Annotated in this window: 20 protein-coding genes; 8 read left to right on the forward strand and 12 right to left on the reverse strand. The window is 55.6% G+C overall.

Features of this window, described 5'->3' with window-relative positions; all coding sequences use genetic code 11:
- Positions 1–60: 60 nt before the first annotated feature.
- The 3 genes from L466_RS08400 to L466_RS23830 form a co-directional block, all read right to left on the reverse strand.
- Positions 61–672 (reverse strand): response regulator transcription factor, encoded by a 612-nt coding sequence (locus tag L466_RS08400; protein WP_032681170.1) that lies wholly within the window; start codon positions 670–672, stop codon positions 61–63.
- Positions 665–1,990, reverse strand: coding sequence for a sensor histidine kinase (locus tag L466_RS08395; RefSeq protein WP_032681171.1), 1,326 nt, complete (start codon positions 1,988–1,990; stop codon positions 665–667). The genes L466_RS08400 and L466_RS08395 overlap by 8 nt, the downstream gene beginning before the upstream one ends.
- Before the next feature lie 107 nt (positions 1,991–2,097).
- Positions 2,098–2,265: a hypothetical protein gene (locus tag L466_RS23830; RefSeq protein WP_032681172.1), complete on the reverse strand. Its 168-nt coding sequence runs from the start codon at positions 2,263–2,265 to the stop codon at positions 2,098–2,100.
- 244 nt (positions 2,266–2,509) lie between these two features.
- Here L466_RS23830 and L466_RS08385 point away from each other — a divergent pair, with 244 nt between their 5' ends.
- The 4 genes from L466_RS08385 to L466_RS08370 are packed head-to-tail and all read left to right on the forward strand — an operon-like array spanning position 2,510 to position 5,573.
- Positions 2,510–3,340 carry an ABC transporter substrate-binding protein gene (locus L466_RS08385; RefSeq protein WP_032681173.1) on the forward strand — a complete coding sequence of 277 codons (831 nt, stop codon included), beginning with the start codon at positions 2,510–2,512 and terminating at the stop codon, positions 3,338–3,340.
- A 1-nt stretch (position 3,341) separates the two neighbouring features.
- The gene (locus tag L466_RS08380) at positions 3,342–4,157 is read left to right on the forward strand and encodes an amino acid ABC transporter ATP-binding protein (RefSeq protein ID WP_014169754.1); all 816 of its coding nucleotides are present in this window, start codon (positions 3,342–3,344) and stop codon (positions 4,155–4,157) included.
- Positions 4,157–4,903 (forward strand): amino acid ABC transporter permease, encoded by a 747-nt coding sequence (locus L466_RS08375; RefSeq protein WP_032681174.1) that lies wholly within the window; start codon positions 4,157–4,159, stop codon positions 4,901–4,903. The genes L466_RS08380 and L466_RS08375 overlap by 1 nt, the downstream gene beginning before the upstream one ends.
- On the forward strand, positions 4,887–5,573 hold the full coding sequence (locus L466_RS08370) for an amino acid ABC transporter permease (protein ID WP_020884354.1): 687 nt from the start codon (positions 4,887–4,889) through the stop codon (positions 5,571–5,573). Before L466_RS08375 ends, L466_RS08370 begins: the two co-directional genes overlap by 17 nt.
- On the opposite strand, the gene fumD is transcribed toward L466_RS08370, so the two are convergent.
- The 4 genes from fumD to L466_RS08350 form a co-directional block, all read right to left on the reverse strand.
- A complete protein-coding gene (fumD, locus tag L466_RS08365; RefSeq protein ID WP_014831602.1) occupies positions 5,554–5,763 on the reverse strand; it encodes a fumarate hydratase FumD in 210 nt (69 codons plus the stop codon). The genes L466_RS08370 and fumD overlap by 20 nt on opposite strands.
- A 108-nt stretch (positions 5,764–5,871) precedes the next feature.
- Positions 5,872–6,684: a MetQ/NlpA family ABC transporter substrate-binding protein gene (locus L466_RS08360; RefSeq protein ID WP_032681175.1), complete on the reverse strand. Its 813-nt coding sequence runs from the start codon at positions 6,682–6,684 to the stop codon at positions 5,872–5,874.
- A 28-nt stretch (positions 6,685–6,712) separates the two neighbouring features.
- Positions 6,713–7,381 carry a methionine ABC transporter permease gene (locus L466_RS08355; RefSeq protein ID WP_025204366.1) on the reverse strand — a complete coding sequence of 223 codons (669 nt, stop codon included), beginning with the start codon at positions 7,379–7,381 and terminating at the stop codon, positions 6,713–6,715.
- A complete protein-coding gene (locus L466_RS08350; protein ID WP_020884357.1) occupies positions 7,374–8,396 on the reverse strand; it encodes a methionine ABC transporter ATP-binding protein in 1,023 nt (340 codons plus the stop codon). Before L466_RS08350 ends, L466_RS08355 begins: the two co-directional genes overlap by 8 nt.
- 399 nt (positions 8,397–8,795) lie before the next feature.
- Between L466_RS08350 and L466_RS08345 the strand changes: the two genes are divergently transcribed.
- The 4 genes from L466_RS08345 (at position 8,796) to lpp (ending at position 13,660) form a co-directional block, all read left to right on the forward strand.
- The gene (locus tag L466_RS08345) at positions 8,796–10,166 is read left to right on the forward strand and encodes a pyridoxal-phosphate dependent enzyme (RefSeq protein ID WP_032681176.1); all 1,371 of its coding nucleotides are present in this window, start codon (positions 8,796–8,798) and stop codon (positions 10,164–10,166) included.
- 11 nt (positions 10,167–10,177) lie between these two features.
- Positions 10,178–11,323, forward strand: coding sequence for a trans-sulfuration enzyme family protein (locus tag L466_RS08340; RefSeq protein ID WP_032681177.1), 1,146 nt, complete (start codon positions 10,178–10,180; stop codon positions 11,321–11,323).
- Between the two features lie 377 nt (positions 11,324–11,700).
- Positions 11,701–13,113, forward strand: coding sequence for a pyruvate kinase PykF (gene pykF / locus L466_RS08335; protein WP_014169744.1), 1,413 nt, complete (start codon positions 11,701–11,703; stop codon positions 13,111–13,113).
- 310 nt (positions 13,114–13,423) lie between these two features.
- Positions 13,424–13,660: a murein lipoprotein Lpp gene (gene lpp / locus L466_RS08330; RefSeq protein ID WP_001082307.1), complete on the forward strand. Its 237-nt coding sequence runs from the start codon at positions 13,424–13,426 to the stop codon at positions 13,658–13,660.
- 60 nt (positions 13,661–13,720) lie between these two features.
- On the opposite strand, the gene L466_RS08325 is transcribed toward lpp, so the two are convergent.
- The 5 genes from L466_RS08325 to sufC all read right to left on the reverse strand — a co-directional run bounded on the left by L466_RS08325 (position 13,721) and on the right by sufC (position 18,472).
- The gene (locus tag L466_RS08325; protein ID WP_020884361.1) at positions 13,721–14,734 is read right to left on the reverse strand and encodes a L,D-transpeptidase LdtE; all 1,014 of its coding nucleotides are present in this window, start codon (positions 14,732–14,734) and stop codon (positions 13,721–13,723) included.
- A 97-nt stretch (positions 14,735–14,831) separates the two neighbouring features.
- Positions 14,832–15,248: a cysteine desulfuration protein SufE gene (sufE, locus tag L466_RS08320; protein ID WP_032681178.1), complete on the reverse strand. Its 417-nt coding sequence runs from the start codon at positions 15,246–15,248 to the stop codon at positions 14,832–14,834.
- A gap of 14 nt (positions 15,249–15,262) precedes the next feature.
- A complete protein-coding gene (gene sufS, locus L466_RS08315) occupies positions 15,263–16,483 on the reverse strand; it encodes a cysteine desulfurase SufS (protein ID WP_032681180.1) in 1,221 nt (406 codons plus the stop codon).
- The gene (gene sufD, locus L466_RS08310; RefSeq protein ID WP_032681181.1) at positions 16,480–17,751 is read right to left on the reverse strand and encodes a Fe-S cluster assembly protein SufD; all 1,272 of its coding nucleotides are present in this window, start codon (positions 17,749–17,751) and stop codon (positions 16,480–16,482) included. Before sufD ends, sufS begins: the two co-directional genes overlap by 4 nt.
- Positions 17,726–18,472, reverse strand: a complete 747-nt coding sequence (gene sufC / locus L466_RS08305) for a Fe-S cluster assembly ATPase SufC (protein ID WP_032681182.1) — start codon at positions 18,470–18,472, stop codon at positions 17,726–17,728. The genes sufD and sufC overlap by 26 nt, the downstream gene beginning before the upstream one ends.
- Between the last annotated feature and the right edge of the window lies 1 nt (position 18,473).

The raw sequence follows: 18,473 nt of genomic DNA on the forward strand, positions 1-18,473 counted from the left end.
CAATCGTACTCAGACGCGCGATGAGGCGTAATTCGGTTGATTACGCAATTATCCTGGTAGTTATACGGATTGTAATTTGTCGTAATCGCGGATTGCCTGCACCAGGCTGGTCACGCCAAGCTTGGCGAACGCCGCGGCCCGGTGCGCTTCAACCGTTCTGGGCGAGAGGGTCAACTGCAGGGCCACCTCTTTATTGCTGCGTCCTTCCATCAGCACCGCCAGCACCTCGTGCTCACGCGCCGTCAGTTGTTCGAAACGCGCTTTAATCCGCGACGTTTCCTGCCAGCGGGTCAGTCGTCTCTGGCTCTCTTCGAAGGCGAGCCCTACCGTTTCAATGAGCTTATCGGCATCCAGCGGCTTGGTGAAAAATTCAAAGACGCCATTGCGAAAGGCGCGGCGGCAGGCATCAACGGTGCCGTGTCCAGTCATGACGATAACCGGCAGCAGCGGCCAGGGCCATTTGCCCTCCTCCAGCCAGGTCAGCCCGCCTTTTCCCGGCATGCGCATATCCAGCAGCAGACAGCCGACGAGCGCCGCGCGCCCACCGTGCGCTGACGTAAACGCGTCCACGCTTTCAAACCCATTGACCTGCCAGCCCATTCCCGAGAGTAAGAAGGCCAGCGACTCACGGATGGATTCATCGTCATCAATCAGCCAGACTGTGTTATCCACGCGTATTTACCTCTCCACTCGCCAGTTGTAACCGGACCTGCGCCCCGCCCTGGGCCGCATTGCCCAGCGTAATTGATCCGTTCATGCGCGTCATCAACGACTCCGTTAACGTCATTCCCAGCCCTATTCCCTCCGTCCGCCCGCTGTAAAACGGCATAAAGGCGTTCTGCAAGGCCTCCGGGCTAAAGCCAGGTCCGCCATCGGTGAGGGTGATATAAATCCAGTTTTCCCGTTTCTCGCTGGTTATTTTTACCCACCCTTGCGCGCACTCTTGCTGGGCCTGAATGGCATTACTGAGCAGATTATGCAGCACCTGTTCAAGCCAGAGGCGGTCTGCCAGAACCCGCGTGGCACCTGCCGCGAACGCATGGCTCACCGCGATATGTTCAGAGCGGCGTTCATGTTCCAGGAGATCGACCACCTGCTGCCAGCACGGTTTCAGGTCGATATCGCGCAAGGTGACTTTTTCCTGAACCACATGTTCGCGAAAGCGGGTTAAGAGCGCGCTGATACGCTGGGTTTGTACCAGCGCGGCAGCCAGCGCCTGCGATACGGCCTGCGGATTCGCCTGCAGTTGCTGGCGCTGAGCCCCCTGGATCCAGGTCTGAACGGCAGTCAGCGGCTGGTTAATCTCATGCACGATCCCAGCGGTGATCTCTCCCAGGGTGTTGAGCCTTGCATGCTGGTAATAGTGTGCGCGCTGTTCGGCGTGCTGGCGCTGCCGCCGTTGCCAGAGCAGCAGGCTGGCCGCGGCGATAAGCACCGCCCAGCCGAAGAACAGGAACGGATATACCCACCAGGAGACGGCCAGCCAGTGCGGCTTTGCCGTGGCCATAAGGGTAAAAGGTTGTGTGGGTTGCGTGAAGGTCCGCTGCCAGTGCCAGAAAGCCCCGGCAGGGGGCGCGTTATTTGCGTCATTGAAGCGAATGGCAAGTGCATCAAAGGTATGTTGGGTGCTGAGCAGCGGCGCAAGATCGATAAGTACGCGGATCTGACGCCAGGGATTATACAGCCAGTACTGACAATCGCGGGTCGATTCCACACGGGCAGCGTTCAGCGCACGGCCTGAGGTTTTCTCAAGGGCGAGGATGTGCGGGAATTTTTTGCGCAGGGCTGCGAGGTCTTCCTCGCCGTTGAGTAACGGCAAAACAGATTCATTTTGCGTCAGTACGGCGCTAAGGGTGGAATAGCGTGTCGAAAACTCACGATCGCGTTCCCAGAACTGGCGGCGGATCTGTTCGGCATAAAGCAAAACGCCGCTGATGAGGCACGCCAGCAGCCAGACAATAACCGTGCGCCTGAAAAGAGTGTTATTCATTCCGTTAACGGGTCAGGAGATTCATCCTGCCGACATTAGCAGTTAACCGTTGTCAGAACAAAATTTCGCACAGCTCATTCCAGTACATTTCGCGCGTGCGGCGCAGTTCAGCGTGACGTTTTATCATGGAACCACTCCGGATCAATGTTGGCAACGTCTACGCCATACAGGCTGGCGACAGGCAGTACGGACTCAAGAACACGTTGCGCGCTGTTCTCCGCATTCGCTGATCGGGTCGCAAAAAACCGCCGTAACGTGTTTATCCACTTTTTCATCGTCTTTCCCCCTTTCGCTTCACTTGCCCTAAGTTAAACACCCAACACCCGCACAGAGGAAATACCAAAATCCACTGTCGATGTGCAGGATTTGCAAATAGCCCTCCATTCTTTTACTCACCATTAACACCTTGTTCACTAATGCTTTTTTGCTAATAGCAAAGAACGATTTCTTATTTGGCGAGAGCTTTCGCTTATGGGAGCGTAACGGGGTAAAACAAAAACAACGGGATGAACAATCACTATGGCAGCAAACACGAAAGGGTTTAAAAAAAGGACACTGGTGCTGGGCTTACTGGCGGCAGGCGGTCTGTTCTCGATGCAGGTGCAGGCCGATCAACTGGCGGATATTAAAGCCGCAGGTGTGGTCAAAGTTGCCACCTTTGATGCCAATCCGCCGTTTGGCTCCATCGATGCAAAGACCCATGAGATTGTCGGCTACGACGTCGATTTCGCCAAAGCGCTTGCCAGTGCACTTGGCGTGAAGCTTGAACTGGTCGCCACCAACCCGGCTAACCGCATTCCCCTCCTGCAGTCCGGTAAGGCGGATTTGATTGTGGCAGATATCACCATTACCCCGGAACGGGCGCAGGTGGTTGATTTCTCCCTTCCCTATTTCGTGACCGGCCAACAGTTCCTGGTACCGGTAAAAGCTGCCGATACGCTTGATGCCTATAGCCGGGCGCGCATTGGCGCGGTAAAAGGCACAACGGGTGAACAGGCGCTGCACCAGCGTTTCCCGCACGCCCGCGTGCTCTCTTATGACGATATTCCGCTGGCGCTGACGGCCCTGCGCAACGGTAACGTGCAGGCTATCACTCAGGACAGTACGATTCTGGCCGGTCTGCTGGCGCAGGCGCCGGACAAGGCGAACTTCAAAATCCTGCCCGATCTGCTCAGCAAAGAAGAGATTGGCGTGGGGGTAAAAAAAGGCGAAACCGCACTGCTGAAAGCCGTCAACGACGAGCTTGTTAACCTTGAGAAGAACGGTCAGGCGGCAAAAATCTATGACGTCTGGTTCGGTCCGGATACCCCCTCCCCACAGCCTCGTGCCTTTAAAATAGAAGCTCAGTAATATGCTCTCAGCGCTTTTTTCACACTCCGCGGCCGGTGCCGCGGATTTTTCACATCTGGAACACGCCAGCGTCGAGTTTCGCGATGTGCAGAAACATTACGGTAACCATCAGGTCTTAAAGGGCATTAACCTCACCATCACGCCAGGTGAAGTGGTGGCCATTCTCGGGCCTTCGGGTTCCGGTAAATCTACCCTGATCCGGCTTATCAATCAGCTTGAAACCCTGAGCGGTGGCGAGATCCTGATCGATAACAAACCCACCGGACGGCTCTCCGGTACCGCGCTGCGTCAGTTGCGCAGCCGCGTTGGGTTTGTGTTTCAGCAGTTCAATCTTTACGCCCACCTCACCGCCAGTCAAAACATCACGCTGGCGCTGGAGCATGTTCACGGCTGGAAGGCCCAGCCAGCTCAGGCGCGGGCGCTGGCACTGCTGGAAAAAGTGGGGATGCTGGAAAAAGCACACCATTTCCCTGCCGAACTTTCCGGCGGTCAGCAACAGCGCGTGGCGATTGCCCGCGCACTGGCCTCTTCACCGCAAATCATTCTGTTCGATGAGCCAACCTCCGCGCTTGACCCGGAGATGATTGGCGAAGTGCTGTTCGTGATGAAGGCGCTTGCGCACAGCGGGATCACCATGATTGTGGTGACGCATGAGATGCAATTTGCCCGGGAAATTGCCGACCGGATTGTGTTTATCGACGCCGGGCACGTTCTTGAAACCGCGCCACCGGAGCAATTTTTCAGGCAACCGTCGCACCCACGCGCTCAGCGATTCCTGCAAAAAGTCCTGAACCCGCTGCATCAGGAGCATCTCTAATGCCCACACTTGACTGGCAGGGCGTGCTGACCGGACAGCCCCTGCAGTGGATCGTATCCGGATTTCTCACCACCTTGTGGGTGACGCTCGCGGGGATGCTGCTGGCAACCCTGCTCGCGCTGCTTTTTCTGCTTCTGCGCCTGACGGGTGGACGTGTCGGGAACGCGGTCGTCAGTAGCTGGGTGTCGCTGTTTCGCAATACGCCGCTGCTGGTGCAACTGCTGTTCTGGTATTTTGCCGCCTGGAACGGGTTACCGCAGGCGTTCCGGGATGCCGTGAATGCGGATCACCGCTGGTCCGTTTTACCCGGTGACGTCTGGTGGTTTACCCCTGAGTTTTTATGCTCTGCATGGGGGTTAGGCGTATTCACCTCGGCTTTCTTGATTGAGGAAGTGGCATCGGGACTACGTTCAGTTCCTGCCGGGCAACGGGAAGCGGCGCTCGCACAGGGGTTTTCCGCGTGGCGCTTATTTCGTTACATCCTTCTGCCGCAAGGGCTGGCCAACGCCTGGCAACCCGTTGTCGGGCAGTATCTCAATCTGATGAAACTCTCATCGCTCGCCAGCGGTATTGGCTTTGCCGAACTGACCTATCAGGTGAGACAGATTGAAAGCTACAACGCCCATGCGCTGGAGGCGTTTACCGTCGGCACCGTCCTGTACCTGCTTACCGGTATGCTGATGGGGGCGGTGCTGGTGCGCCTCGGCCCAATATCAGGGAGGGGAAACCATGCTTGCCGGACTTAATGTCATTACCGATAACCTGGATTACCTGCTCTGGGGACGTGCGGCAGTTGGGGAGCCTGGCGGGGTCTTGCTCTCATTGCTGATGGCGCTGGGCGCGGCGGCTCTCGCCCTGCCCGGTGGAATTGCTCTCGCGTGCCTGGCCTGGCGTTTTACGGGGCTTGTGCGCAAGGCGCTCTTTGTATGGGCGGAATTAATTCGCGGGATCCCGCTAATCTTTGTGATTTTCTGGATGTGGTATCTGCTGCCGCTCATCACCGGCGGCGATCTCCCAGGGGCGCTCACCGTCACGCTGGCCCTGGCCTGGTTTACCGCGGCCTCGGTTATGCATTCAGTACTGGCCGGACTCAGCGCCTTACCGTCAGGGCAGTACGAGGCCGCCCTGTCTCAGGGTTTCAGTACCCGGCAAACACTGTCGCGCGTGCTGCTACCGCAGGCGCTACGCAATATTCTGCCGTCACTGGTGGGGATTTTTATCAGCCTGCTGAAGGATACGTCGCTGGCGTTTATTGTGAATGTCCCTGAGCTCACCACGGTGGCCGGCCAGGTGAACAACCGGGTGCAAATTTACCCGGCAGCCATTTTTATCTTTACGGGTGTGGTCTATTACCTGCTCTGCTGCTCCCTTGAGCAGCTTGCGAAACGCTGGCGCTTCAACCGGCCAGCGCTTTGACCACGGTTTCCATCGCCTGGGTGGTTAACTCGCTACGTTTTACGCGCTGGTTCGCCAGCGCCGTACGCAGCACCCCCGCAATGACAATATGCTTCGGCTCCTGCCCCAAATCACGCATCTCCAGAACGACCTTCCCGACCACCCGACACATCTCCTGATACAGCGCTTCGTCTTTGGTCACATTACCCATCGTCATCACTCCATTGCCCTAAACTCTCAGCTTAAATGATTCATCGCCCGGATACAAAAAAGAAGCCCGGCGAGAGTCCCGCCGGGCTTCATTCGTAAAATCAATAAATTAGTTGTTTACCGGGATCACTGCGCCTTTGTATTTGGTACGGATCCAGTCCTGGATCGCTTTGGAGTGCAGAACGTTCACCAGCGCGACGATATCTTTCTTCTTCTCGTCACCACGATGCACGGTAATGATGTTGGCATACGGGTTATTTTCACCACTCTCTACCGCAATCGGGTCATGTACAGGATCAAGGCCCGCATCAATCGCGTAGTTAGCATTAATTACGACCGCGTCACCTTCGTCATTGTTGTACATCTGTGGCAGCAGAGAGGCTTCCACGTTAGGCGTAAACTGCAGTTTTTTCGGGTTTTCCACGATATCGCTGATACGCGCGGTCACTTTGTCGATGCCCGGCTTCAGTTTGATCACCCCCTCTTTTTCGAAGATAGAGAGAATGCGGCCCTCTTCAGACACAGCATCACGCATGATGATTTTGCCGCCCTGCGGCAGATCTTTCAGGGATTTGTATTTTTTGGAATAGATCCCGATTGGCTCGATGTGGATCGCGCCCGCGCTGACAAAATCATAATCCTTATCACCGGCGTGATCTTTCAGCACGCTGTTCAGGTAAGGAATATGCTGGAAATAGTTAGCGTCAATATCATGACCCGCCAGCGCGGTGTTGGGCAGAATGTAGTCCTGGAAAGGTTTGATCTCCAGATCGATACCCTGCTTCGCCAGGATAGGCTTCGCCTGCTCCAGAATTTCGGCGTGCGGCGTGTTGGATGCCCCCACGGTCAGGGTATCAGCCCACGTGGTAAAGCTCAGGGCGCTCAGGGTTGCTGCGGCGATCAGTGTCAGTGTTTTTTTCATGATGATGGTTCCTGTGTGTTATTAGAGATTATCGTTTATCTAACAGTGAGGTCAGGACGTCGCCGCAGAACTGGATAATGAAAACGATGATCAGAATGGTCACCGTCGCCACCAGCGTGACGTCGCCATGGTTGCGCTGGAATCCTTCCAGATAAGCCAGATTTCCCAAACCGCCTGCGCCAATCACCCCCGCCATGGCGCTGTAACTCACCAGCGCAATCAGCGTTACCGTAATACCTGATACCAGTGCAGGTGATGACTCCGGCAGTAAAACCCGAAACACCAGGGTGCTCAGCCGTGCGCCCATTGAGCGCGTGGCTTCAATAACCCCCTTGTCCACTTCACGCAGGGCAATTTCGACCAGGCGTGCGTAGAACGGTGCCGCACCGACAATCAGAGCCGGCAGCGCCGCGTTGGCGCCAAGAATGGTGCCGACAAGGGTTTTCGTGAACGGGATCAACAGCACAATCAGAATGATGAACGGGATAGAACGAAACACGTTCACCACAATTGAAATCACGCTGTAGACCGCGCGGTTGTGGAACAACCCGCCGCGCGCGGTTAAAAACAGCGCCAGGCCAAGGACGATCCCAAGAACAAAGGTTGCCACGCCGGAAAGGGCAGTCATGTACAGCGTTTCCAGCGTCGCCGCCCAGAGTTGCTCCCACTTCAGATGAGGAAAAAGCGTCTCAGCCATGTTTAATTACCTCGCCTTCAATATCGCTGTGCTTCAGGTCGGCGAGGATATTGCTCAGTTGTTCATCCGATGCCACGACGTGTACCCAGAGTTGCCCAAATACGCCGTGGGCCGTTTGGGTCATTTTTCCGTGCAGAATGTTAAATGGCAGGCCGTAGCGCAGAGTCAGCTCGCCCACGATCGGCTTATGGGTGCTGTGGCCCGTAAAGGTCAACCTGATGACGCTACCTTCAAGGTCCGCTGCCAGCTCCGTATTAAACGTCTCTTCCTCGGCATACTGGCTCACCTGGCGGACGAACTGCTGAGTGATAGGCTGCTGCGGACGGGTAAAGACGCTCAGCACCTCCCCCTCTTCCACCACTTTGCCGTTCTCCATCACCGCCACGCGGTCGCAAATTTTGCGCACCACGTGCATCTCGTGCGTGATCAGCACAATGGTCAGCCTGAAGCGGCGGTTAATGTCCAGCAGCAGATCGAGGATCTGATCGGTGGTCTGCGGGTCGAGGGCTGACGTGGCTTCATCGCAAAGCAATACGTCGGGGTTATTGGCCAATGCACGCGCAATCCCCACACGCTGTTTTTGCCCGCCACTCAGCTGCGAGGGATAGGCGTTCTCGCGTCCCTTCAGCCCAACGAGATCGACCAGTTCGGCCACGCGAGCCTTAATGTTGGCTTTTGGCACACCGGCGATTTGCATTGAGAACGCAATATTCTCACTCACCGTGCGCGACCAAAGCAGATTGAAGTGCTGGAAGACCATGCTGATCTTCAGACGCGCCTGGCGCAGTGCTTCGCCCTTTGCGGCAGAAATGTCCTGTCCGTTGATGGTCACGCTGCCGCGAGTGGGTTTTTCCAGTCCATTCAGCAAACGAATAAGAGTACTTTTACCCGCGCCGCTGTAACCGATAATGCCGTATATCTGCCCCTGCTCTATCGTCAAATTGACGTTATCAACGGCTGTGAGTGCAACCTTCCCGTTGTCAAAAACCTTCGAAATATTGCTGAGTACAATCATTCTTATGTGTAATCCGTCCCGCGCATGGCGGTTTAGCAGTATGGATGTCCAAATGATAGTAAACAGGCGTTATCACCTTTTAAATGAACAAAAAGGAATTTGTTATAACTTGCAGGAATAAATAGCGATTTTCGCGCCGGCAGGCATTTAGACCAATTTCAGAAATGATTATCTGCCATGTGCATATCAGCAATTTATCACCTGATGAAAACGGTTAATTTTGCAGCATTTTTGACTGATATAGCCATCCTCACATCCAGAGCACTTTACGTCTTGCTATCCCTCCATCCAAAAACGGCATTTATATTCTTTTCTGTTCTAAAACGGAGTGAAGGATTCTTTAAGGGGTTAATTTGCCCGCCCTATCATCCTGTCATGACCTCCTGAAAGGAAAACACCATGACGATTTACCACTCCGTCACCGAACTGATTGGCCACACCCCGCTTATCCAGCTGCATAAGCTTCATACCGGTCTCTGCTCGTTGTTTCTGAAGCTGGAAAACCAGAACCCGGGCGGTTCGATTAAAGACCGCGTTGCACTGTCGATGATTAACGAAGCGGAGCGTAACGGCCAGCTCCAGCCAGGCGGTACCATTATTGAGGCGACGGCGGGAAATACCGGTCTTGGCCTGGCCTTGATCGCCGCGCAGAAGGGCTATTCACTGATCCTGGTGGTGCCAGACAAAATGAGCCGCGAGAAAATTTTCCACCTGCGGGCACTGGGCGCGCAGGTGGTACTGACCCGCTCCGATGTCAATAAGGGCCACCCTGCCTACTATCAGGATTACGCGCAACGTCTGGCGAATGAACTGCCGGGGGCGTATTACATCGATCAGTTTAATAACGAAGCCAACCCGCTGGCGCACCGCACTACCACCGCGCCTGAACTGTATGAACAGCTTGACGGTAAGATTGACGCCATCGTCGTCGGCGTGGGGTCTGGCGGGACGCTGGGTGGGCTACAGGCGTGGTTCGCTGAGCACTCACCGCAGACTGAATTTGTGCTGGCCGACCCGGCCGGTTCGGTCCTGGCCGATCAGGTAGAAACGGGACGCTATCAGGATGCGGGCTCGTGGCTGGTTGAGGGGATTGGTGAAGACTTTATTCCTCCGCTGGCACACATCGAAGGGGTGAATCGTGCCTGGCGCATCACCGATCGCGAGGCTTTCACCACCGCCCGCGAGCTGCTGAAAACGGAAGGCATCCTGGCAGGCTCCTCCAGCGGCACCCTGCTGGCGGCTGCGCTGAAATATTGCCAGGCACAGACCACCCCGAAACGGGTTGTGACCTTCGCCTGCGACAGTGGCAACAAATATCTCTCAAAGATGTTCAACGATGACTGGATGCGCCAGCAGGGTTTGATCTCCCGGCCGCAGGCTGGCGATCTCTCCGACTACATTGCCCTGCGCCACGATGAAGGCGCAACCGTCACCGCCGCGCCGGATGACACCCTCTCCACCGTACTGGCGCGGATGCGTTTGTATGACATCTCCCAGCTGCCGGTCCTGAAGAACGGTCAGGTCGTGGGCATCATCGACGAGTGGGATCTTCTGCGCCATATCGGTGGCGATGGCGACCGCTTCTCGCTTCCCGTGACCGCGGCAATGACCCGTCAGGTGGAGTTCCTCGATAAAAACGCCCCGGAAAGCGCCCTGAACGCCATTTTCGATCGCGGTCTGGTGGCGGTCATTAATGACAATGACCGCTTCCTGGGCCTGATTACGCGCAGCGATGTTCTTACCGCCTGGCGCAACCGTCTTCAGCAATAAAGGAATACATGATGAAAAATCTGGCAACCCTGAGCGTACACAGCGGTGAGTTTAACGATCGGCATGGCGCGGTCATGCCCCCGATTTACGCCACCTCCACGTTTGCGCAACCGTCACCCGGCGAGCACACCGGCTATGAATATTCGCGCAGCGGCAACCCGACCCGCCATGCGCTGGAAACCGCCATCGCCGAACTGGAAGGCGGGACCCGCGGCTATGCCTTCGCTTCCGGCCTCGCCGCCATCTCTACCGTGCTTGAACTGCTGGATAAAGACAGCCATATCGTCGCCATTGACGATGTCTACGGCGGGACCTGGCGCCTGATTGAAAATGTGCGTAAACGTAGCACCGGCCTGCAGGTGAGCTGGGTCAAGCCGGACGATTTGGCCGGTCTTGAAGCCGCCATCCGGCCGGATACGCGAATGGTATGGGTTGAAACGCCAACCAATCCGTTGCTTAAACTGGCGGATCTGGCGGCTATCGCCGACATCGCCCGTCGTCATCACGTCATCAGCGTGGCCGATAATACCTTCGCGTCGCCCGTCATCCATCGCCCGCTGGAAACGGGTTTCGACATCGTCGTGCACTCTGCCACCAAATACCTGAATGGTCACTCGGACGTGGTCGCCGGACTGGCAGTTGTGGGGGATAACGCCGCGCTGGCGGACAAGCTTGCCTACCTGCAGAACGCAGTCGGCGGTGTACTGGATCCGTTTAGCAGCTTCCTGACGCTGCGCGGTATTCGTACGCTGTCGCTGCGGGTAGAAAAACACAGCACCAACGCGCTGGCCATTGCGCAATGGCTGGAGCAACAACCGCAGGTCGAAAAGGTATTTTATCCGGGGCTGGAATCACACCCGCAATATTCGCTTGCCCGCACGCAGATGGCGCTGCCGGGCGGCATGATTTCTCTGGTGGTGAAAGGCGATGCGCAACGGGCCACAGAGGTGATCCGCGCACTGAAATTATTCACCCTCGCCGAAAGCCTGGGTGGCGTGGAAAGTCTGGTCAGCCAGCCTTACAGCATGACTCACGCTTCGATTCCGCTTGAGCAGCGGCTGGCCAACGGCATCGTACCGCAGCTGATTCGCCTGTCCGTGGGCATTGAAGATGCCAAAGACCTGATTGCCGACCTCAGCCAGGCGCTGAAAAACTAAGCAAAATGCGGCAGGTCACGCACCTGCCGCGATAAGATGTCATCTAACCTTAACGCCTTGATAACAATCTCATGTGGATCTGCACAGATTATTTTTGAAACGCTGTTTTCATTTTCCTTTTATCTTAAAATCAGCGTATAATGCGCGCCTAATCCCTGGTGAATGGTTTCAGCGCTTGGAATACAAAAAACAACGTACAACTACTCCTCTCCTTCGTTGGGCTGTCACTCAGGCACACTTTCTTCTGCACGCTCATTTGATGTCTCCTATCCTTAGTGCGTGTCATATACTCTTTTGCAACACAGGTTTGACTCCGCGGCGGTGCGCCCCCGGAGCGAGATTTCCATATCCTTCCCAACTTAAAGACTAAGACTGTCATGAAAAAGACGAAAATTGTTTGTACTATCGGCCCGAAAACCGAATCTGAAGAGATGCTGAGCAAAATGCTGGACGCCGGCATGAACGTTATGCGTCTGAACTTCTCCCACGGTGACTATGCTGAACACGGTCAGCGTATTCAGAACTTGCGCAACGTGATGAGCAAGACCGGTAAAAAAGCAGCCATCCTGCTGGATACCAAAGGTCCAGAAATCCGCACCATCAAACTGGAAGGCGGTAACGACGTCTCTCTGAAAGCGGGCCAGACCTTCACCTTCACCACTGACAAGACTGTTGTCGGTAACAACGAAATCGTTGCGGTCACCTATGAAGGTTTCACCAGCGACCTGTCCGTTGGCAACACCGTGCTGGTAGACGATGGTCTGATCGGCATGGAAGTGACCGCCATCGAAGGTAACAAGGTTATCTGTAAAGTGCTGAACAACGGCGACCTGGGTGAAAACAAAGGCGTTAACCTGCCAGGCGTTTCCATCGCGCTGCCAGCCCTGGCTGAAAAAGACAAACAAGACCTGATCTTCGGTTGCGAGCAAGGGGTCGACTTCGTTGCGGCATCCTTCATCCGTAAACGTTCCGACGTGGTTGAAATCCGTGAGCACCTGAAAGCGCACGGCGGCGAGAAGATCCAGATCATCTCCAAAATCGAAAACCAGGAAGGCCTGAACAACTTCGACGAAATCCTCGAAGCGTCAGACGGCATCATGGTTGCACGTGGTGACCTGGGTGTTGAAATCCCGGTTGAAGAAGTTATCTTCGCGCAGAAGATGATGATCGAGAAGTGTGTTCGCGCGCGTAAAGTGGTTATCACCGCAACGCAGATGCTGGATTCCATGATCAAAAACCCACGCCCAACCCGCGCAGAAGCTGGCGACGTGGCTAACGCCATCCTCGACGGTACCGATGCAGTCATGCTGTCCGGCGAATCCGCGAAAGGTAAATACCCGCTGGAAGCCGTTGGCATTATGGCGACCATTTGCGAACGTACTGACCGCGTGATGACCAGCCGTCTGGACTTCAACAACGACAGCCGCAAACTGCGTATTACCGAAGCAGTCTGCCGCGGTGCGGTAGAAACCGCTGAGAAACTGGAAGCGCCTCTGATTGTGGTTGCCACCCAGGGCGGTAAATCTGCTCGCGCAGTCCGTAAATACTTCCCGGACGCGACGATCCTGGCGCTGACCACCAACGAAACCACTGCCCGTCAGCTGGTGCTGAGCAAAGGCGTGGTTGCGCATCTGGTGAAAGAAATCGCGTCTACCGACGATTTCTACATTCAGGGTAAAGCGCTGGCGCTGGAAAGCGGCCTGGCACAGAAAGGCGACGTTGTGGTCATGGTTTCTGGTGCGCTGGTACCAAGCGGAACCACCAACACAGCATCTGTTCACGTGCTGTAATAATTCCCGAACGAATTAATTTTCATAAAAAGCGTCCTCCGGGACGCTTTTTTTATTTCATGCATTAGCCAAAGTCATTCAAAAAGCAAATCGGGTTTCTCTATTTAATTGCGAATTATCTAAGATGAATCCGATGAAAAATGCCTTTTTTTACAGAGCTTTTTGCCAAAAAAGGGCCGATTCGATGCTTCTTTGAGCGAACGATCAAAAATAGGCGTATTCCCATCAAAAAAATATTCTCAACCTAAAAAACTTTGTGTAATACTTGTAACGCTACATGGAGATTAACTCAATCTAGAGGGTATTAATAATGAATCGTACTAAACTGGTACTGGGCGCGGTAATCCTGGGTTCTACTCTGCTGGCTGGTTGCTCCAGCAACGCTAAAATCGATCAGCTGTCTTCTGACGTTCAGACTCTGAACGCTAAAGTTGACCAGCTGAGCAACGACGTGAACGCAATGCGTTCCGACGTTCAGGCTGCTAAAGACGACGCAGCTCGCGCTAACCAGCGTCTGGACAACCAGGCTACTAAATACCGTAAGTAATAGTACCTGTTAATAAAATGGCGCACATTGTGCGCCATTTTTTTTGTCTGCGTCAAACTCCTACTGCGTCACCTTCTCACCGTCATCTTCCGCGACCGCAGCGGATGTCCGACTGTTCTGTACTGACAACACGTTCTGACGCGCTGACGCGCCGTTATCGGCCGACACGGCTACCGGGATCCCCGCGCGGCGTGACAAGGCTTTATCGATAAGCGCTTTATCACTTCCTGACTGCGAGACAAACGTCGCAAAGTCTGCGGAATGCGAAATGGGTGTCATCTGGGGGTTTTCACCCTCAACCTGCGCCAGCGGACGATGCACTTCAATATAGCGTTTACCGTCAGGCTCGACGGAGAACTTCACCGGCTCATTAATGATTTGCACCCGCGTGCCGACCCGCACCTGCTCAAACAGCGCTTTAATATCCGGCGCGTTCATGCGCATACAGCCGGAGCTGACCCGCAGGCCGACGCTGTCCGGTGCGCTGGTGCCGTGGATCAGGTATTCCCCGTGACCCACGCCTAAACGCAATGCAAAGCGTCCTAGCGGGTTATTTGGCCCGGCCGGGACCACGGGCGGTAATTTAATACCCTGCTCCAGAGAGCGCGCTCTGATGCCCGGTGTTGGGGTCCAGGTAGGATTAGGGATCTTCTGGCTGACCCGGGTGGTGGTGACCGGCGTTTCAAGTCCTAGTTGCCCAATGCCGAGAGGGAAAACCTGAACGATGTTTTCGCCCGGCGGGAAGTAGTAAAGCCGCAGCTCCGCCAGGTTCACGACAATCCCCTCACGGGGCGTGTCGGGCAACAGCATCTGCGAAGGGATCGTGATCACCGTCCCCGGCGCAGGGTTTACCGGCGCAATGGTATTATTGGCTTCAAGGATAAGCTGCGCTGCAGTATTAAACCGGCGAGCGATGGTCTGAAGTTTATTATCCCCTTCCTGTATCGTGTAGGTTTGATTTTGCCCAATCAGACGGCTGCCTGCGGGCGGCAACGGGTAATCCATCGCGCGGGCCGAATTAAGAGCACCGAGCGAACCCAGGAGTAATAGAGTTATTAGAGACGCGCGCTTCATGCTGAGATTCCTTATTCACTGGCCGGATGCCAGAAAGCTGAAAAACCAGCGAGGCGGGAACCACCTCGCGAAACAGAATGAATGCTGTTCTGTAAGTCTAGCTAAGGATTGCAGCTTTGGCGCGGATGGCGCGAATCATCGCTTCCAGCCCCTGGGAACGGGACGGGGTGAGGTGTTGGGTCAGGGCCATTTTTTCAAACCACGGGCGGACATCAAAAGCGACAATATCCTGCGCTGACATCTGGTGATAGAGAATAAATACCACCGCAATAAGCCCTTTCACAATAGCGGCATCGCTGTCGCCCTGTAATTCGATCACGCCGTCGCGCGTCTGATCCATCACAATCCAGACCTGGCTCTGACAGCCCTGAATAATATTTTCCGGGTTGTGTGCCTCTTCGCTGAGCGGCGGTAAACGCTGGCCCAGTTCAATGATATAGAGGTACTTCTCTTCCCAGTTTGCGCAACGCCCGAAGTTACGCAGTAATTTTTCTTTATCCGGCAGATCTGCCATCTTTCGCCTCTCCGTTAGCCCAGCAACTGGTGAATGCGTTTAAGCCCCGCCACCAGCCTGTCGACCTCTTCCGTTGTGTTGTACATCACCAGCGATGCGCGGCACATCGCCGGCACCTGGTAAAACGCCATCAACGGCATAGCACAGTGGTGTCCGGTGCGAACGGCCACGCCGTAATTATCGAGGAAACTGCCCACATCGTATGCATGGTGTTTACCGAGATTGAACGCAATTACCCCCTGGCGGTCCGCCGGGCCGTACAGGGTCAGCGCCGGTACGCTGGCAAGCTCCTGCAGCGCGTAGTGCATCAGCAGTTGTTCGTACTCCTGAATCGCGTCAAGGCCAACAGACGTGACATAGGCGATGGCCGCCCCCAGCCCGATAATCCCGCCGGTATTCGGCGTGCCAGCTTCAAAGCGCCACGGTGCGCGTGCGTAGGTGGTCCCCTCTGAGAGACTGACGGTCGCGATCATCGAGCCGCCCCCTTCCCACGGTGGCATCGCCTGCAGAATATCTTCTTTCACGTACAGCACGCCAATCCCGGTCGGCCCATAGAGCTTGTGCCCGGAGAAGACGTAGAAATCGCAGTCCAGCGCCTGGACGTCGACCGCGTGGTGCATGACCGCCTGCGCACCATCAATCAGCACCTTCGCGCCAGCCTGGTGGGCTTTCTCAATAATCGCTGCCACCGGGTTCTCGGTTCCCAGCACGTTAGAAACCTGGGTCACGGCCACCAGCCGCGTACGCGCATCCAGCAACGCGTCAAGTTGCTCAAGCTGCAGGGTGCCATCAACGTTCAATGGGATCACCCTCAGTTGCGCACCGACACGCTCACAGAGCATCTGCCACGGCACGATATTGGCATGGTGCTCCATCTGGGTGATGATGATGTTATCCCCCGCGTGGACCTGCGCGTTGCCCCAGCTGTTGGCAACAAGGTTGATCCCCTCGGTGGTACCACGCACAAACACCAGTTCCTCTGGCGAGCGTGCATTGAGGAAAGCGGCGATTTGGGTACGCACATTTTCCATACGCTGGGTCGCCTCCGCACTCAGGGTGTGGATCCCCCGGTGCACGGCGGCATAACCGTGGCGGTAGAATTCCGCTTCCGCTTCGATCACCTGATTCGGTTTCTGCGCGCTGGCCGCACTGTCCAGATACGCCAGGGGCAGACCGTTCACTTCACGGGTCAGAACCGGAAAATCTGCCCGTACTTTCTCTACGGGAAAACTCATGCTTCGCCTCCAGGCAGACGCTGCCCGATACGGGTCAGCACCTGCTGTTTTAACAGGCCATCGTGCAGCGCTTCCGTCAATTCAGCGGCAAACGCATAGATAATCATTTGCTGCGCCGCCTGCTGGTCGATACCGCGGGAGCGTAAATAGAACATCTGTTCGTCATCAATTCGCCCGACCGTCGCGCCATGGCTGCACTTCACGTCATCAGCATAGATTTCAAGCTGTGGTTTGGTGTCCACTTCCGCCAGGCGTCCCAACAGCAGGTTGTTGTTGGTCATCTGCCCGTCGGTTTTAATCGCGTGCTGCGCCACGTTAATCAGGCCGTTAAACACCGCTCGCCCTTTGTCGCTGACAATGGTTTTGTGCAGCTGGCGACTGTTACAGTAGCCTTTGTTGTGCTCAAGCCAGGTACGTGTATCGCACACTTGCGTTTTAACCGGCATCGCCAGACTGTTGATGCGAAGCGTTGTATTCTCGCCGTTAAGCTGCGTGCTGGTGTTGTGGCGCAGTACCGCGCCGCCGAGCAAAAAGCTGTGGCTGTATGCCGCGGCATCTTGTCCAAGCAGCATGTCATTATGCGCAAAGTGGTGGCTCTGCGGGTTTTCAAACGCCAGTTTGATATGGTGAAGCTGGGCATTGGCGGCAACATGCATTGTCAAACGCGCCCCGGTAAAGTGCCGGGCCTCGTTGAGGCTGACGTAATGCTCAATCACCGTGGCCTCCGCCCCTTCCGCCAGCTCAAGATGGTGGCGGTAGTGAGCAGTGTTGATCTCGTCGCCGTCTGCTCCCTGAGTGATATGCATCAGCAGCAGCGGTTTTACCGGACGCTGGTTACGCTTAACGCGAATATGCGTCACGCTCCGCGCCAGGCTCTCGGTGAGATGCAGGAAGACCTCGGGCTGTACCGGGGTGCTCAGGCTCTGACGGTCATCGTTAATGGCAATCTCAAACCCGCTGTCCTGGGTGCTGTCACTCAGCTCAGGGCGGAACTGACCATCAACGAAGACCAGACGCACGGCATCCACGGTCAATGCCAGGGCATCGCGCTGCGCCGGGCTGATGTCTGCCAGGCGGGTGACAAACTCGCCGTTCAGCAGGCCATCAAGCGGCGTGTATTTCCAGTTCTCCTGCTTGCGTGACGGCAAACCGAGACGCAGCATCTGCTGCAGGTGCTGTTGCGCCTGTTCCGAGCGCGTATTGCCCTGCGCTTCAAACAGACGGTGCCACTGCTGGAGCGCATTACTGCTGTTCGGTAAGCCAGCCATAACCCTGCTCCTCCAGTTGTTTAACCAGCGTGAAATCACCGGATTTCACAATACGCCCCTGGTAAAGCACATGGACGTAATCCGGCTTGATGTAATCCAGAATACGCTGGTAGTGAGTGACGATGATGAACGCGCGCTTGTCGTCGCGCAGGGAGTTCACCCCGTCGGCGACAATCTTCAGGGCATCGATATCCAGACCGGAGTCGGTTTCATCCAGAATGCACAGTTCAGGCTCAAGGACCGCCATCTGCAGAATGTCGTTACGCTTTTTCTCACCGCCTGAAAAACCGACGTTGACCGAGCGGGTCAGCAGGTCTTCCGGCATTTTCAGCAACTTAATCTTCTCTTCCATCAGGTCCTGGAAATCAAAGCGGTCCAGCGCTTCCAGTCCGCGATATTTACGTACCGCGTTCAGCGCCGTTTGCAGAAAGAACTGGTTACTCACCCCCGGGATCTCCACCGGATACTGGAAGGCCATAAAGATACCTTCACCGGCCCGCTCTTCCACCGACATCTCCAGCAAATCTTTGCCGTTAAACTCGACCGACCCGTGGGTCACTTCGTAATCTTCGCGTCCTGCCAGCGTCGCGGAGAGCGTACTTTTCCCGGAGCCATTGGGCCCCATAATGGCGTGGACTTCACCCGGTTTGACGTCAAAATTGAGACCACGCAGGATCTCTTTGTCTTCCACGCTAACCTGTAAATCTTTAATACTTAACATG

The organism is Enterobacter sp. BIDMC 30 (assembly GCF_000534355.1).
GTDB classification, from domain to species: Bacteria; Pseudomonadota; Gammaproteobacteria; order Enterobacterales; family Enterobacteriaceae; genus Enterobacter; species Enterobacter ludwigii.

Excerpts from the sequence above, each read along its gene's own strand:
- L466_RS08345 (WP_032681176.1), top strand. The coding sequence starts at position 8,796 with ATGACGATTTACCACTCCGTCACCGAACTGATTGGCCACACCCCGCTT.
- pykF (WP_014169744.1), top strand. The coding sequence starts at position 11,701 with ATGAAAAAGACGAAAATTGTTTGTACTATCGGCCCGAAAACCGAATCT.
- L466_RS08325 (WP_020884361.1), bottom strand. The coding sequence starts at position 14,734 with ATGAAGCGCGCGTCTCTAATAACTCTATTACTCCTGGGTTCGCTCGGT.
- L466_RS08355 (WP_025204366.1), bottom strand. The coding sequence starts at position 7,381 with ATGGCTGAGACGCTTTTTCCTCATCTGAAGTGGGAGCAACTCTGGGCG.
- L466_RS08375 (WP_032681174.1), top strand. The coding sequence starts at position 4,157 with ATGCCCACACTTGACTGGCAGGGCGTGCTGACCGGACAGCCCCTGCAG.
- fumD (WP_014831602.1), bottom strand. The coding sequence starts at position 5,763 with ATGGGTAATGTGACCAAAGACGAAGCGCTGTATCAGGAGATGTGTCGG.
- L466_RS08350 (WP_020884357.1), bottom strand. The coding sequence starts at position 8,396 with ATGATTGTACTCAGCAATATTTCGAAGGTTTTTGACAACGGGAAGGTT.
- L466_RS08395 (WP_032681171.1), bottom strand. The coding sequence starts at position 1,990 with ATGAATAACACTCTTTTCAGGCGCACGGTTATTGTCTGGCTGCTGGCG.
- L466_RS08340 (WP_032681177.1), top strand. The coding sequence starts at position 10,178 with ATGAAAAATCTGGCAACCCTGAGCGTACACAGCGGTGAGTTTAACGAT.
- L466_RS08380 (WP_014169754.1), top strand. The coding sequence starts at position 3,342 with ATGCTCTCAGCGCTTTTTTCACACTCCGCGGCCGGTGCCGCGGATTTT.
- L466_RS23830 (WP_032681172.1), bottom strand. The coding sequence starts at position 2,265 with ATGAAAAAGTGGATAAACACGTTACGGCGGTTTTTTGCGACCCGATCA.
- L466_RS08370 (WP_020884354.1), top strand. The coding sequence starts at position 4,887 with ATGCTTGCCGGACTTAATGTCATTACCGATAACCTGGATTACCTGCTC.
- sufC (WP_032681182.1), bottom strand. The coding sequence starts at position 18,472 with ATGTTAAGTATTAAAGATTTACAGGTTAGCGTGGAAGACAAAGAGATC.
- L466_RS08360 (WP_032681175.1), bottom strand. The coding sequence starts at position 6,684 with ATGAAAAAAACACTGACACTGATCGCCGCAGCAACCCTGAGCGCCCTG.
- L466_RS08385 (WP_032681173.1), top strand. The coding sequence starts at position 2,510 with ATGGCAGCAAACACGAAAGGGTTTAAAAAAAGGACACTGGTGCTGGGC.
- lpp (WP_001082307.1), top strand. The coding sequence starts at position 13,424 with ATGAATCGTACTAAACTGGTACTGGGCGCGGTAATCCTGGGTTCTACT.
- sufS (WP_032681180.1), bottom strand. The coding sequence starts at position 16,483 with ATGAGTTTTCCCGTAGAGAAAGTACGGGCAGATTTTCCGGTTCTGACC.
- sufE (WP_032681178.1), bottom strand. The coding sequence starts at position 15,248 with ATGGCAGATCTGCCGGATAAAGAAAAATTACTGCGTAACTTCGGGCGT.
- sufD (WP_032681181.1), bottom strand. The coding sequence starts at position 17,751 with ATGGCTGGCTTACCGAACAGCAGTAATGCGCTCCAGCAGTGGCACCGT.